Origin of the sequence: Streptomyces sp. NPDC048636 (assembly GCF_040650655.1) — a bacterium.
Taxonomy (GTDB): domain Bacteria; phylum Actinomycetota; class Actinomycetes; order Streptomycetales; family Streptomycetaceae; genus Streptomyces.
This window is the reverse complement of record NZ_JBEZHR010000021.1, coordinates 66,517-80,017: the sequence shown is the minus strand read 5'-3', so window position 1 is coordinate 80,017 and position 13,501 is coordinate 66,517. Positions and strand designations below refer to the sequence as shown.

The window sequence follows — 13,501 nt, the reverse complement described above, 5'->3', positions numbered from 1 at the left end:
TGCGGGCGGCGGCTTCGCGGGACGGCGGGCGTCCCGTGTCAGCTGGTGCGGCCCTTGGCGTCGAAGCGCTTCATCCGGTCCAGGACCGTCTCGGCGGTGGGATCGCGCAGCTCGTCGACGATCCGGCCGTCGGCGAGGAAGACCACCCGGTCGGCGTAGGAGGCGGCGACCGGGTCATGAGTGACCATCACCACCGTCTGGCCCAGCTCCCGCACCGAGTTGCGCAGGAAGCCCAGCACCTCGGCACCGGACCGGGAGTCCAGGTTGCCGGTGGGCTCGTCGGCGAAGATGATGTCGGGCCGGCCCGCCAGGGCGCGGGCCACCGCCACCCGCTGCTGCTGACCGCCGGAGAGCTGGTTGGGACGGTGCTTGAGCCGCCCGGACAGCCCCACGGTCTCCACCACCCGGTCCAGCCACGCCTGGTCGGCCTTGCGGCCCGCGATGTCCATCGGGAGGGTGATGTTCTCCAGCGCGTTCAGCGTCGGCAGCAGATTGAACGCCTGGAAGATGAAGCCGATCTTGTCGCGGCGCAGCTGGGTGAGCTTCTTGTCCTTCAGGGAGGTGAGTTCGACGTCACCGATCCGGGTGGAGCCGCTGGAGACCGTGTCCAGACCCGCCATGCAGTGCATCAGCGTGGACTTGCCCGAACCCGAGGGGCCCATGATCGCGGTGAACTCGGCCTGCCGGAACTCCACGGTCACGGCGTCCAGGGCGATGACCTGGGTCTCGCCTTGTCCGTAGACCTTGGAGAGGTCCGTGGCCCGGGCTGCCGCCGTGGTGGGGCGGGCGGCGGTCTCGACGCCGGGGGATGTGGTGGTCACGGTGGAGGGCTCCTGTCGTGCGGTACGGGACGGTCCCCGTGCCATGGGGGGTCTGGTCCCGTACTGCGGAACCCGGCCGGGGGATGTCCTTCCATCGTCCCGGCCGCCCGGCCGGACGGGATCAGCCCGTGCTCCGGTTTCCGGGCGCGACTCGGGTCGTAGGTGCCGCGGCCCGGCTCCTCCTTGGGTAGGAGAGGGCCCCCGTCCGGGGGCGTCGAGATTGCGTCATTCCCCCCGTCGGCGGGGTGTCCGGCATATGGCCAGGTCCGGTCGGTGACCGTCATCCGCGGGTACCCCGCCCCGCCGCTGATGGGCACTCAGTTGCCAATAAAATAAGACAACCTCGGTCTGTGGATTCGCTGTTCGGGGGCTTGTCCCCGGATAGGCTCGTCCTGCTCTCCTACGAGGAGGGCCGTACGCGGATGGTACGGCCCAGGGGGCCACTGCCCGGATGGTGGAATGCAGACACGGCGAGCTTAAACCTCGCTGCCCCTCGCGGGCGTACCGGTTCAAGTCCGGTTCCGGGCACCTCCAGATCGTCGAACGGCACTCAGCGTGCGCGGCCGGTCGCCCGCTGCTCCCGCGCGGGCCGTACAGGGGCCTCGCGCCCGCTCGCCATGCGTGAAAAGATCCTCCTTGGGCACTAGGGTGCATTCTTTGCTTACCTATTACTCTTGAGTCAAGGTCGCGCAGGGCGGCCATGGAGGAGTGAGATGAGGAGCAGCAACCCGGTCTTCTCGCGACGGGGGTTCAGCCGCACCGGCGGCTATGCCGGCTTCGGCGCGGCGCCGCAGGCCGGGAGCCCCGCCGCAGGTCAGGGCAGTCCGTACGCCGGTGGTAACCCGTACGCGCAAGGACAGGCACCGACGAATCCCTACGCGGCGGGCGGCCAGCAGAATCTGACGCCCGAGCAGCTCCAGCAGATGTACGGGGCGCCGCCGACGGGTCCGCGGACCGGCGTGATGACGATGGACGACGTCGTCATGCGCACCGGTATGACGCTGGGCACCGTCATCGTCGCCGCCGTGGCCGCCTGGATCGCCGAGCTCCCGGTCGGCATCGGTATCGGTGCCGCGCTGGTGGCGATGGTCCTCGGCCTCGTCCAGTCCTTCAAGCGCACCGCGTCGCCCGCGCTGATCATGGGCTACGCGGTCTTCGAGGGGCTCTTCCTCGGCGTCATCAGCCAGGTCTACAACGACCGCTGGTCCGGCATCCCGATGCAGGCGGTGCTCGGCACGATGGCGGTCTTCGTCGGTGTGCTGGTGGCGTACAAGACCCGGCTCATCCGGGTGAACGCACGCTTTCAGCGCTTCGTGCTCGCGGCGGCCATCGGCTTCGTCCTGCTGATGGCGGTCAATCTGCTCTTCGCCGCCTTCGGCGGCGGTGACGGTCTGGGCTTCCGCAGCGGTGGTCTCGGCATCGTCTTCGGCATCATCGGCGTGGTCCTCGGCGCGGCCTTCCTCGCCATGGACTTCAAGCAGATCGAGGACGGCGTCCAGTACGGCGCTCCGCGTGAGGAGTCCTGGCTGGCCGCGTTCGGTCTGACGCTGTCGCTGGTCTGGATCTACCTGGAGCTGCTGCGGCTGATCTCCATCTTCCGGGACTAGTGCCGTCACCACCGGTGAGATCCCGGTGGTGAACGGCCCCGGCGCTGAACGGTGAAGGGCCCGCGGAGGCGATTGCCTCCGCGGGCCCTTCTTCTGCGGCGTATGCCACCCCGTTCGGTGCGTCTGGTCCCTGTGGTCCGTCTGGGATACACGTGTGTGCCTCCCGGGAAGGGGACGCGGCTACAGCAGCTTGCGTGCCGCGCGCCTCAAATCGTGCTCATGGATGATCGCTTTGGCGTGGCCGTAGGCGAGCTGATGCTCACCGCGCAGCCAGCTGACCTTCTCCTCGAAGCGGAAGAACGCGGGGCCTTCGTCGACGGTGCGGAGCCAGTCGGCGACTTCGCGGCCCGTGCACTGGGGAATGCGGGAGAGTAGGTTCCGGTGAGTCTCGTCGGAGAAGATTTGGGACATCGGCGCCTCCGGACGCGTCCATGCCGGACCCGGGCGCAAACACCCGGGTGGGGTCCTTCAGCTCACCGTGCCTGAGTGTTCGGCCGTTGGCAACAGTCCGTCGGTGGCGCATACGCTTCGGCCGTGGATGATGCGACCCCCTTGCTCACGGCCGTCGACCGGCTCGCCGACCGGCTGCGCACCCTTTCCCAGTCCCGATTGCGACAGGGGGCGGCGGCGGAAGGACTGGCGCTGGCAAGGGAATTGTCGCTGCGGGCCCAGCGGCTGGAGGAGCCGGGGACCACGCCGCGGACGATGCCGGACGCGGGGATGTTCGCGGTCGCGGATCAGCTGGCGGTGGCGGGCCATGACTTGGCGCATGCGCTGGAGCGCGCGCCGGGAGACGGGGCGCGGGAGCTCGCCGAGGCAGTCACGCTGGTGACGGAGACGGCCGCGCGCTGCGGGGTCTGAGCGGGCCGTCCGGCGGGCCGGGAGTACGCGGCCGAGGGGACCCCGCGCTACGGCGGCAGGGCGAGGGCGATACGGCGGGGCCGGGCCACGGGGGCGGGGCCGCGGGGGTTGCTACAGCGAGGCGATCACGCGGTCGGCCAGTACGTAGACCTTCTCGGTCCCGCAGCCGAAGGTGAGGGCGTAGGCGCCGGAGACGCCCGAGCCGCCCAGCAGCACCGGGGCGGTGCCCTCGCGCAGCGCGTCCGCCAGCCGCTCCGCGGTCTCGCGGTGGCCCGGCGTCATACAGATCGTGGTGCCGTCGGCGAAGACGTACACGTCCAGGGTGCCGAGCGGGCCGGGGCGCACGTCGGCCAGCGGTACGCGGTCGTCGGCCAGTTCGGTGAGCCGGGTCACCGTGCGGTCGTGGTCGGCCACCGGCGACGAAGGCGTGAAATCGGGGTGGGAGGGGTGACGGCGGCGGGCGGCGGCGAGTTCGGCCGACTCCATGGCCTCGCTCTCCAGCTCCGCCTCGGCGCGCACCTCCGCGCCGACCTCGGCGCCCACCTCGAACTCCACCTCGGCCTCGGGCTCCGGTTCGCCGTCCGGGTCGAAGGTGTCATGGCCCAGCGCGTCCAGGCCGAGCAGCGGCTCGAGACCGGCCAGATCGGCCTGGCGGGGCACGAAGAGCTGGTGGTCCGCCACGGGCTCGTCGGCGGGGCCGGACACCCCGCCGAGCAGCGTGGGGGCGTCGGACGAGCCCGCGGAGTCCCGGGCCTCCTGAGCGGCCCAGAAAGCCCGTGCCTCGGCCAGCTCACGCTCCCGCTCCTCGGCGAGCGCGTCCGCCACGGCGGCGCGTATCTCGGCGGCGGGGGTGGTGCGGGCAGCGGGCACCGTGGCGGCGTCCCCCCGGCCGTCCCGGGCCGCCCGGTCGGCGGCGGCGACCGTCGCGGCGAGGTCGGCGCGCAGCTCGGTGATCTGCCGCCGCACACCGCGGGCGGTGTGCAGGGCTGCGGCGCCCACGGCCGTGGCGGTGACCGCGGCCAGGAGGACGGCAAGGGTCATGGGGCTCACTGACTTAACTCCCGGTTGCTATGGATCCCCCGAATTCCTACCTCAGCTTGACGTGCGGCGCCTCTCGGCGTCAGTGCATAACGTCACTAAAGGGGCGGAATCAAGGGCCGGAAGGGTCTGGACGACCGTGGCTGAGCTGGGGAGACAAGCCTCCCCCAGGACTTATGTCACATCCTGGGGGAGATTCGGTCACGGCCCCGCCGCGACCCGGTGCGGCGGGCGCCGCGCGGCCGGACGCGAGGGGCTGCGGTGCGCGCCCCGGCTCAGCTCAGCCGCTCGATGACCATGGCCATGCCCTGGCCGCCGCCGACGCACATGGTCTCCAGACCGAACTGCTTGTCATGGAACTGGAGCGAGTTGATCAGCGTGCCGGTGATCCGGGCGCCGGTCATGCCGAAGGGGTGGCCGACCGCGATCGCGCCGCCGTTGACGTTCAGCCGGTCCAGGTCGATGCCCAGGTCCCGGTAGGAGGGGATGACCTGCGCGGCGAACGCCTCGTTGATCTCCACCAGGTCGATATCGCCGATGGCGAGCCCGGCGCGGGACAGCGCCTGCTGGGACGCCTCGACCGGTCCGTAGCCCATGATCTCGGGGGAGAGCCCCGAGACGCCGGTGGACACGATCCGGGCCAGCGGGGTGAGACCCAGCTCGCGCGCCTTGGTGTCGGACATGATCACCAGCGCCGCGGCGCCGTCGTTCAGCGGGCAGCAGTTGCCCGCGGTGACCAGGCCGTCGGGGCGGAAGACCGGCTTCAGGCCCTGGACGCCCTCCAGCGTGGTGCCCGCGCGGGGGCCGTCGTCCGTGCTCACCACGGTGCCGTCGGGGGTGGTCACCGGGGTGATCTCGCGCTCCCAGAAGCCCTTCTTGATGGCCTCCTCGGCGAGGTTCTGGGACCGCACGCCGAACTCGTCCATCTCCTGGCGGGTGATCCCCTTGAGCCGGGCGAGGTTCTCGGCGGTCTGGCCCATCGCGATGTACGGGTCGGGCAGCAGACCGTCCTCGCGCGGGTCGTGCCAGTCGGTGCCCTCCTGCTCGGCACGGGCGGCGGTACGGGCCTCACCGTCCGCGAACAGCGGGTTGTGGGTGTCCGGCAGCCCGTCCGAGGACCCCTTCACCGAACGGGAGACCGTCTCGACGCCCGCCGAGATGAAGACATCGCCCTCGCCCGCCTTGATGGCGTGCAGCGCCATCCGCGAGGTCTGGAGCGAGGAGGAGCAGTAGCGGGTGATGGTGCAGCCGGGGAGATGGTCCATCCCCATCTGCACGGCCACGATCCGGCCCAGGTTGTGCCCCTGCTCGCCGCCCGGCAGGCCACAGCCCAGCATCAGGTCGTCGATCTCGCGCGGGTCGAGCTCCGGCACCTTGGCCAGCGCGGCCTTGATGATCTCGGCGGTCAGATCGTCCGGGCGCAGGTCCTTGAGTGACCCCTTGAAGGCTCGGCCGATGGGTGAACGGGCGGCAGAGACGATCACAGCTTCGGGCATCACGGCTCCATGGGGCGGAAGGGCTTGGCTGGACTGTCTGGGAAGTTACCTGTACGTACCGCGGGGGTCACGGGGTCCGGCCTGTGACGCGGGACTCTTTTTTCCAAGCGTACGCTCAGTCGCCCTGTTCCCGCCCCCGCGCCCGCTGCCCCACCCGGGGGCGGAGGCGCGGGGGGCGGGGTCAGTGGCTGACGGGCGGGGGTGAGGGGGTCGGCTCGGGGGCGTCGGCGCCCGGCTCGGAGGGGCGGTGGCGGCGCAGCAGCCGGGCCCATGGCCCACGGGCCGCCGTGACCTCGGTGCCGCCCTCGGACGCGGCCTCCGCCGCGGCCGTGGCCACCGGCATGATGCCCTCGTCGCGCGTCTCCGGCGCCTCCTCGGGCCAGAGCCCCAGCGAGGCGCAGAGCGTGGGCAGGACGGCCATGGCGGCCGTGGCGTAGCCCTCGGCGGAGGGGTGGTAGTTGTCCGGGCCGAACAGCTCCCGTGGGTTCGCCGCGAACTCCGGGCCCAGCAGATCGCCCAGCGAGACCGTGCGCCCGCCCTGCTCGACCACCCCGATGGTCTGCGCGGCGGCCAGCTGACGGCTGAGCCGCCGCGCGATCCAGCGCAGCGGCTGGTAGACGGGCTCGATGGTGCCCAGGTCGGGGCAGGTGCCCACCACCACCTCACAGCCGCTCTCGCGCAGTCTGCGCACCGCGTCCGCCAGCAGCCGCACGGACTGGGCGGCCGGCATCCGCCGGGTGACGTCATTGGCGCCGATCATGATCACGCAGACGTCGGGCAGCTGCTCCGGATCGTCCAGCGCCAGCGTGACCTGGCGCTCCAGATCGCTGGACTGGGCACCCGGAAGCGCCACGTTCCGCAGGTCCACCGGGCGCTCCGCCACCGCCGCGAGCCCGGAGGCCAGCAGCGCGCCCGGCGTCTGACTGGGGCGGTGGACGCCCTGCCCGGCCGCGGTGGAGTCGCCGATGAAGGCCAGCCGCAACGGGGGCTGGCCGGTCCGCCGGGCGAAGGCGAAGCCGTACCGCCCGTCCGCCCGCGGTGGTGCGGCCTCGGAGCCGCCCACCACCCGCTTGGCCAGGGACAGCTCGGTGAGCACCAGCCCGACGGCCGCCCCGCCCAGCAGCCCGATCCCGCCGCCCCCGTACGCCGCGGCGGCGGCGATCCGCCGCGCCACCCTCGCCCTCGACATCGACATGGGTCCAGCCCACCTCCGTCCGCACACGCCGCGGGCCCGTCGGTACGGCCCGCTAACACCTTGTTTCCCGGTGGAGGCTCCCTCGCAACGCGCCGGTCGGAGCATCCGGTGGCGCAATAAGCTGACTGCACGGGCCCGCGACGGCGGCCACCCCGACGCGGAGATCCCGCGGAACCCGGACCAGGAGCAGGTGTGCAGTACTACGAATCGATGATTGAGCTGGTCGGCAATACCCCGCTGGTGAAGCTCAACACCGTGACCGAAGGCATCCGGGCGACCGTTCTGGCCAAGGTCGAATACTTCAATCCCGGCGGTTCGGTGAAGGACCGCATCGCGGTACGGATGATCGAGGCGGCCGAGGCGTCCGGTGAGCTTCAGCCGGGCGGCACGATCGTGGAGCCGACCTCCGGCAACACCGGTGTCGGCCTGGCCATGGTCGCCCAGCGCAAGGGCTACAAGTGCATCTTCGTCTGCCCGGACAAGGTGTCCACCGACAAGATCAATGTGCTGCGGGCCTACGGCGCCGAGGTCGTGGTCTGCCCGACCGCCGTGGACCCCGAGCACCCCGACTCGTACTACAACGTCTCGGACCGGCTGGTGCGCGAGACGCCCGGGGCCTGGAAGCCGGACCAGTACAGCAACCCGAACAACCCCCGTTCGCACTACGAGTCCACCGGCCCCGAGCTGTGGGACCAGACCGAGGGCCGGATCACCCACTTCGTGGCGGGCGTCGGCACCGGCGGCACCATCAGCGGCACCGGCCGCTATCTGAAGGAGATCAGCGACGGCCGGGTCAAGGTCATCGGCGCCGACCCGGAGGGCTCGGTCTACTCCGGCGGCTCCGGCCGTCCGTATCTGATCGAGGGCGTCGGCGAGGACTTCTGGCCCACCGCCTACGACCCGGAGGTCGCGGACGAGATCGTCGCCGTCTCCGACAAGGACGCCTTCCAGATGACCCGGCGGCTGGCCAAGGAGGAGGGGCTGCTCGTCGGCGGCTCCTGCGGAATGGCGGTCGTCGGCGCGCTGCGGGTGGCGAAGGAGCTGGGCCCGGACGATGTGGTCGTCGTGCTGCTGCCCGACAGCGGCCGCGGCTATCTCTCCAAGATCTTCAACGATGAGTGGATGGCCGACTACGGCTTCCTGGAGGAGGGCGGCCCGGCGGTGCGCGTCGGCGATGTCCTCCAGGGCAAGGAGGGCGGCCTGCCCTCGCTGGTCCATATGCACCCGGAGGAGACCGTCGGCGAGGCCATCGAGGTGCTGCGGGAGTACGGCGTCTCGCAGATGCCGATCGTCAAGCCCGGCGCCGGGCACCCGGACGTGATGGCCGCCGAGGTCATCGGCTCCGTGGTGGAACGTGAGCTGCTGGACGCGCTGTTCGCGCACCGCGCCGAGCTCGGCGACCCGCTGGAGAAGCACATGAGCCCGCCGCTGCCGCACGTCGGCTCCGGTGAGCCGGTGGCGGACCTGATGGCGGTGCTGGGCCGGGCGGACGCGGCGATCGTGCTGGTGGAGGGCAAGCCCACCGGTGTGGTCAGCCGTCAGGACCTGCTGGCGTACCTGGCCCGCACCCCGAAGTAGCGGGAGGGCGCCGCGCCAACTGCCGCGCGGTGCGGGCCGGATGGGGTTTCCGGCAACTGGTACGCGGCTGTCACGCGCCCGCAGCACAGGGTTAACACGACTGCGGCAGATTGGGGGTGTCGGGAACGGACGACCCCGACACCCCACAGCGGCGGCAGGACTTCCGGAGCGGCTCCCGGACTCCACGGTCGCCCGGCGCGGAGGCCGGCCCTGACCCGGCCCGCGTCACCGCGGGGACCGCCGTCGTCCCGCCCTCGGCGTCCGCGCCGGGGTGCGGCGGTCCCCGCGTTCACCTCCCGGTGCTCACCCGCGCTGACCAACCCGCGCTCACCCTCCGGCGGGGGTCACTTCTCCCCGCCGGTCTCCTCGTGCACGTCCGCCCCGCGCCCGCCGCGGCGCAGCCGGGAGAAGACGCCCATCGCGTGTACCGCGTTGACCCCGACGATCCCGGCCCAGGTGACCAGCAGTCCGGGCAGCCCCTCGTTGGCCGCGGCGATCGCCGACAGCGGGATGGCCAGCACCAGGGAGACGCCGACGAAGGCGAACCGCTCGCCGAAGCCGTCCATGCCCAGTCCCAAACCCGGGCCCTGGCCGTCACCGGCGTACGACCGGGGGCCGCGCGCGGCCGCCATCTGCCGCTCGGCCATCTGGCGCCGCTGATGCCGGTCGGCGGCATCGCTGAACCGCTGCTCGACCTTCTCCATGAAGGAGTCGACCAGCTCCGACTCGTACTCCGGCCCCAGCTCCTTGCGGGTCTGGAGGGTGGTGTCGAGTTCCTTCTTCAATTCGGGGTCAAGGGCGTCCATGGTTGACGACGGTACGGTCACGGGGAGGCTGTGTCGGTAGGGCTAGCCCCCCAACCGGGGAGGGCGACCGGTGCCCCCGGCCCGCCGAGGCCCGCCGAGCCCGCGGCGGCCCGCCGTGGAAGGAGTCCCATCCGTGACCGCACCCCTCCTGACGTCCCTCGCCGCGTCCGGCGGAGACCGGCCCGACGCGCTCACCGTCGGCGGCCACCGCCTCTCGCGCGAGGAACTGCTCGGCGCGGCGGGCGCGGTGGCCGCCCGTATCGCCGGTGCGCCGGCCGTCGCGGTCCACGCCGCCGCGACCCCGGAGACGGTGGTCGCGGTGGTCGGCGCGCTGCTCGCCGGGGTGCCCGCGGTGCCCGTACCGCCGGATTCCGGCCCCGCCGAGCGCGCACACATCCTGCGGGACTCCGGCGCCGCGCTGCTTCTCGCGGGCGCGGCGGCGGATGTCGCGGAGGCGCCGGTGGAGACGGTACGGGTGGACCCGGCCGAACGGGCGGAGTGGACCAAGGCCGAACCCGCCCCGGAGTCGGCCGCGTTCGTCCTCTACACCTCCGGGACCACCGGCGCGCCCAAGGGTGTGGTGCTCTCCCGTGGCGCCGTCGCCGCCGATCTGGACGCGCTCGCCGAGGCGTGGGCGTGGACCGCCGAGGACACCCTCGTCCACGGGCTGCCGCTGTTCCATGTGCACGGTCTGGTGCTGGGCGTCCTGGGGGCGCTGCGGACCGGCGGCCGCCTGGTGCACACCGGGAAGCCGACGGCGGCGGCGTACGCGGCGGCCGGGGGCAGCCTCTACTTCGGCGTGCCCACCGTATGGAACCGGGTGGTCCAGGACCCGGACGCCGCCCGCGCGCTGTCCGGCGCCCGGCTGCTGGTCTCCGGCAGCGCCCCGCTCCCGGCCCCGGTCTTCCGCGATCTCGAGCGGCTGACCGGTCAGCGCCCGGTCGAGCGCTACGGCATGACCGAAACCCTGATCACCGTCTCCACCCGGGCCGACGGCGAGCGCCGCCCGGGCTCGGTCGGCACCCCGCTGCCCGGGATCCGCACCCGGATCGCCACCGAGGAGGGCGCCGGGATCGGCGAGCTCCAGCTCACCGGCCCCACCCTCTTCGACGGCTATCTGGGCCGCCCCGAGGCCACCTCCGGCTCGTACACCGAGGACGGCTGGTTCCGCACCGGCGATATCGCCACCGTCGAGCCGGACGGTTTCCACCGCATCGTGGGCCGCGCCTCCACCGACATGATCAAGTCCGGTGGATACCGGATCGGCGCGGGCGAGATCGAGAACGCGCTGCTGGACCACCCCGCCGTCCAGGAGGCGGCCGTCGTCGGCGCTCCCCATGACGACCTCGGCCAGCAGATCGTCGCCTATGTCGTCGCCGACGGCGTCAGCGAGCAGGACCTGATCGACTTCGTCGCCGCCCAGCTCTCCGTCCACAAGCGTCCGCGCCTGGTCCGCTTCCTGGACGCCCTGCCGCGCAACGCCATGGGCAAACCGCAGAAGAAGCTGCTGCCTCCGGTGTGAGCCCGGTGCGTCAGCGGACGCGGGACGGGCCGGGCTCGGGCTGCCCGGTCTGGTGCGGGGCGAGGATCATCCGGTCCGGGACGTGGTCGGTGTCGCCCCGGGCCAGCAGCCAGTAGAGGGCGGCGGGCACGACGAGCCCGACGATCCAGGAGATGTCCGCGCCGCCCAGCGGTTCGACGAGCGGGCCGGTGTAGAAGTGGGTGGCGAGGAAGGGGAGTTGGGCGAGGACCCCGACGGCGTACGTGACCAGGGCCTTCCAGCGCCAGGCGCCGTAGCGGCCGTTCGGATCGCTGAGCGCGGGGATGTCGTAGCGCTCCTTGGCGATGGCGTAGTAGTCCACCAGGTTGACCGCGCTCCACGGGGTGAAGAAGGTCAGCAGGAACAGCAGGAAGTCCTTGAAGGACGACAGGAAGCTGTCCTTGCCCAGCAGGGCGACCGCCGTACCGGCCACCATGATCGCGCCTATGTAGGCGGCGCGGCCGCGCGGGGAGAGGGTGGTGCGGCCCCCGAAGCCGCTGACGCTCGTCACCATCGACATGAAGCCGCCGTAGGTGTTGAGGACGTTGACCGTCAGCTTGCCGAGGGCGATGACGAAGTAGAGGAGCGAGGTGACGACGGCCGCGCCGCCGCCCAGGCCCACGACGTAGGAGACCTCATGGCCGACGAAGGCGTCACCGGCCGCCGCGGCGGCCAGGGCGCCGAAGGTCATCGACCACTGTGAGCCGAGGACGGTGCCTGCCAGCGTCCAGGAGAAGGTGGCCTTGGGGGAGGTGGAGCGGGGCAGATAGCGGGAGTAGTCCGCGACATACGGGCCGAACGCGAGCTGCCAGGACGCGGAGAGCGACATCGCGAGGAGGAAGAGCGGGATGTCGAAGGTCCGGTCGTGCAGCAGGGTGGCGAGGTCGGCGCGGTCGAGCAGCCGGATCCCGAGGTAGACGAAGGCCAGTGCGCAGATCACCCCGGCGATCCGGCCGAGTGCGTGGATCAGGCGGTAGCCGACGGTCGCGGTCACGGCGGTGACCAGCGCGAACAGCACGATGCCGGTGGTCTCGCCGAGATGGGTCAGCTCCCCGACCGCCTGGCCCGCCAGCACGCTGCCGCTGGCGAAGAAGCCCACGTACATCACGATCACCAGCAGCAGTGGGACGATCGCGCCGCGCACCCCGAACTGGGCCCGGGAGGAGATCATCTGGGGCAGTCCGAGGCGCGGCCCCTGGGCGGAGTGGAGGGCCATCACGGCACCGCCCAGCACATTGCCCAGCAGCAGGGCGAGGATGGCCCAGAAGGCGCCGGAGCCGAAGACCACGGCGAGGGCGCCGGTGACCACGGCGGTGATCTGGAGGTTCGCGCCGACCCACAGCGTGAACTGGCTGAAGGCGGTGCCGTGGCGCTCCGCGTCGGGAACGACGTCGATGGAGCGTCTTTCGACCAGGGAGTCGGGCATATGGTGCTCCTGCGGCTGGTACGTGTGCGGGGGCAGGGCACAGGGGGGCCGACGCGGCGCGTGAAGCGGAACATTCGCTTCCCCTTGCCCTGTCTGCATATAGTCATGCAGAGTCATGGTCGAGTGAATAGAAGTCAAGAGGTCTGCGTTGATCGGCGGTATCTTCTGTTCGCCGATATCCGCGATATGCCGGACAGTGTGAGGCCGGGAGGACGGACGCGATGAGGACCCACGACGGGACGGCGCCGGACGCCGCGGGGGCCGTGGAGGCCGCGGGGGCGGACACCGGGGCGGGCGCCGCCCGGCTCCAGGCGCTCTTCGAAGGCCACCGGCTCACCCCGACCCAGCGCCGGATCGCCCACTGCATGGTGCGGCGCGCGGCGGACGCCCCGTTCCTCTCCAGCGTCGAACTGGCCGAACTGGCGGGCGTCAGCCAGCCGTCCGTGACCCGCTTCGCGGTCGCGCTCGGCTTCGACGGCTACCCGGCGCTGCGCAAGCATCTGCGCGAGGTCGCGCCCGCCGGACCGCCGGTGGCGGAGGGCGCGTACAACGAGTACCAGCAGGCGGTGCAGTCCGAGATCGACAACCTGCGCCACCTCGCCGCCCTGCTGGCCGACCCCACCCCGGTGGAACGCGCCGGACGGCTGCTCGCCGCCTCCCGGCCGCTCCCGGTCCTCGGCCTGCGCGCCGCCTCCGCCCAGGCGGGCGGGTTCGCCTACTTCGCGCGCAAGGTCCACCCGGACGTCCGGCTGCTCGACGAGGGCGGCACGATGCTCGCCGACCGCATCGACGCCGCCCAGCGCGCGGGCGCGACCGCCCTGCTCTGCTTCGCGCTGCCGCGCCATCCGCGCGAGGTCGTCGAGAACCTGGAGTACGCCCGCGAGGCCGGGCTCACCGTGGTGACCGTCGCCGACAGCGCCTTCGCCCCGGTCGCCCGCCACAGCGACCTCCTCCTCCCCGCGGCGGTGGGCACCGGCCTGGCCTTCGACACCGCCTGCGCCCCGATGCTGCTGGGCCGCGTGCTCCTGGAAGCGATGTGCGACGCCCTCCCGGACGCCCAGGCCCGCCTGGAAGAGTTCGACACCAAGGCCGCCACCCGCGCCCTCTTCGTGGACTAGGTCGTGTCGTTTGGA

The 13,501-nt window shown here is 72.0% G+C and carries 12 protein-coding genes and 1 tRNA gene; 6 read left to right on the top strand and 7 right to left on the bottom strand.

Going from position 1 to position 13,501, the window contains the following annotated elements:
- Window positions 1–38: 38 nt before the first annotated feature.
- A complete protein-coding gene (locus tag AB0C66_RS34105; RefSeq protein WP_362447776.1) occupies window positions 39–821 on the bottom strand; it encodes an ABC transporter ATP-binding protein in 783 nt (260 codons plus the stop codon).
- A gap of 445 nt (window positions 822–1,266) precedes the next feature.
- Here AB0C66_RS34105 and AB0C66_RS34100 point away from each other — a divergent pair.
- Window positions 1,267–1,349, top strand: a tRNA-Leu gene (locus AB0C66_RS34100).
- 185 nt (window positions 1,350–1,534) lie between these two features.
- Window positions 1,535–2,428, top strand: coding sequence for a Bax inhibitor-1/YccA family protein (locus AB0C66_RS34095; protein ID WP_362447773.1), 894 nt, complete (start codon window positions 1,535–1,537; stop codon window positions 2,426–2,428).
- Between the two features lie 180 nt (window positions 2,429–2,608).
- Here AB0C66_RS34095 and AB0C66_RS34090 read toward each other — a convergent pair whose 3' ends face one another.
- Entirely contained in the window at window positions 2,609–2,839 is a 231-nt protein-coding gene (locus AB0C66_RS34090; RefSeq protein ID WP_037954490.1) for a DUF4287 domain-containing protein, read from the bottom strand.
- Between the two features lie 123 nt (window positions 2,840–2,962).
- Between AB0C66_RS34090 and AB0C66_RS34085 the strand changes: the two genes are divergently transcribed.
- Window positions 2,963–3,289 (top strand): hypothetical protein, encoded by a 327-nt coding sequence (locus tag AB0C66_RS34085; RefSeq protein WP_362447770.1) that lies wholly within the window; start codon window positions 2,963–2,965, stop codon window positions 3,287–3,289.
- 111 nt (window positions 3,290–3,400) lie between these two features.
- On the opposite strand, the gene AB0C66_RS34080 is transcribed toward AB0C66_RS34085, so the two are convergent.
- The 3 genes from AB0C66_RS34080 to AB0C66_RS34070 all read right to left on the bottom strand — a co-directional run bounded on the left by AB0C66_RS34080 (window position 3,401) and on the right by AB0C66_RS34070 (window position 7,018).
- Window positions 3,401–4,339, bottom strand: coding sequence for a hypothetical protein (locus tag AB0C66_RS34080; protein ID WP_362447767.1), 939 nt, complete (start codon window positions 4,337–4,339; stop codon window positions 3,401–3,403).
- A gap of 263 nt (window positions 4,340–4,602) precedes the next feature.
- Window positions 4,603–5,823 (bottom strand): acetyl-CoA C-acetyltransferase, encoded by a 1,221-nt coding sequence (locus tag AB0C66_RS34075; protein WP_362447764.1) that lies wholly within the window; start codon window positions 5,821–5,823, stop codon window positions 4,603–4,605.
- 181 nt (window positions 5,824–6,004) lie between these two features.
- Window positions 6,005–7,018 carry an SGNH/GDSL hydrolase family protein gene (locus AB0C66_RS34070; RefSeq protein WP_362447761.1) on the bottom strand — a complete coding sequence of 338 codons (1,014 nt, stop codon included), beginning with the start codon at window positions 7,016–7,018 and terminating at the stop codon, window positions 6,005–6,007.
- Between the two features lie 192 nt (window positions 7,019–7,210).
- Between AB0C66_RS34070 and AB0C66_RS34065 the strand changes: the two genes are divergently transcribed.
- Window positions 7,211–8,596, top strand: a complete 1,386-nt coding sequence (locus AB0C66_RS34065; RefSeq protein WP_362447758.1) for a cystathionine beta-synthase — start codon at window positions 7,211–7,213, stop codon at window positions 8,594–8,596.
- Window positions 8,597–8,940: 344 nt separating this feature from the next.
- On the opposite strand, the gene AB0C66_RS34060 is transcribed toward AB0C66_RS34065, so the two are convergent.
- The gene (locus AB0C66_RS34060; RefSeq protein ID WP_362447755.1) at window positions 8,941–9,402 is read right to left on the bottom strand and encodes a hypothetical protein; all 462 of its coding nucleotides are present in this window, start codon (window positions 9,400–9,402) and stop codon (window positions 8,941–8,943) included.
- Between the two features lie 133 nt (window positions 9,403–9,535).
- On the opposite strand from AB0C66_RS34060, the gene AB0C66_RS34055 reads away from it, so the two are divergent.
- Window positions 9,536–10,924, top strand: coding sequence for an acyl-CoA synthetase (locus AB0C66_RS34055; RefSeq protein ID WP_362447752.1), 1,389 nt, complete (start codon window positions 9,536–9,538; stop codon window positions 10,922–10,924).
- A gap of 10 nt (window positions 10,925–10,934) precedes the next feature.
- Here the strand turns inward: AB0C66_RS34055 and AB0C66_RS34050 are convergent, their stop codons facing one another.
- Window positions 10,935–12,368 carry a cytosine permease gene (locus AB0C66_RS34050; RefSeq protein ID WP_362447749.1) on the bottom strand — a complete coding sequence of 478 codons (1,434 nt, stop codon included), beginning with the start codon at window positions 12,366–12,368 and terminating at the stop codon, window positions 10,935–10,937.
- 221 nt (window positions 12,369–12,589) lie between these two features.
- On the opposite strand from AB0C66_RS34050, the gene AB0C66_RS34045 reads away from it, so the two are divergent.
- Window positions 12,590–13,486, top strand: coding sequence for a MurR/RpiR family transcriptional regulator (locus tag AB0C66_RS34045; RefSeq protein ID WP_362447746.1), 897 nt, complete (start codon window positions 12,590–12,592; stop codon window positions 13,484–13,486).
- The last annotated feature ends 15 nt before the right edge of the window (window positions 13,487–13,501 follow it).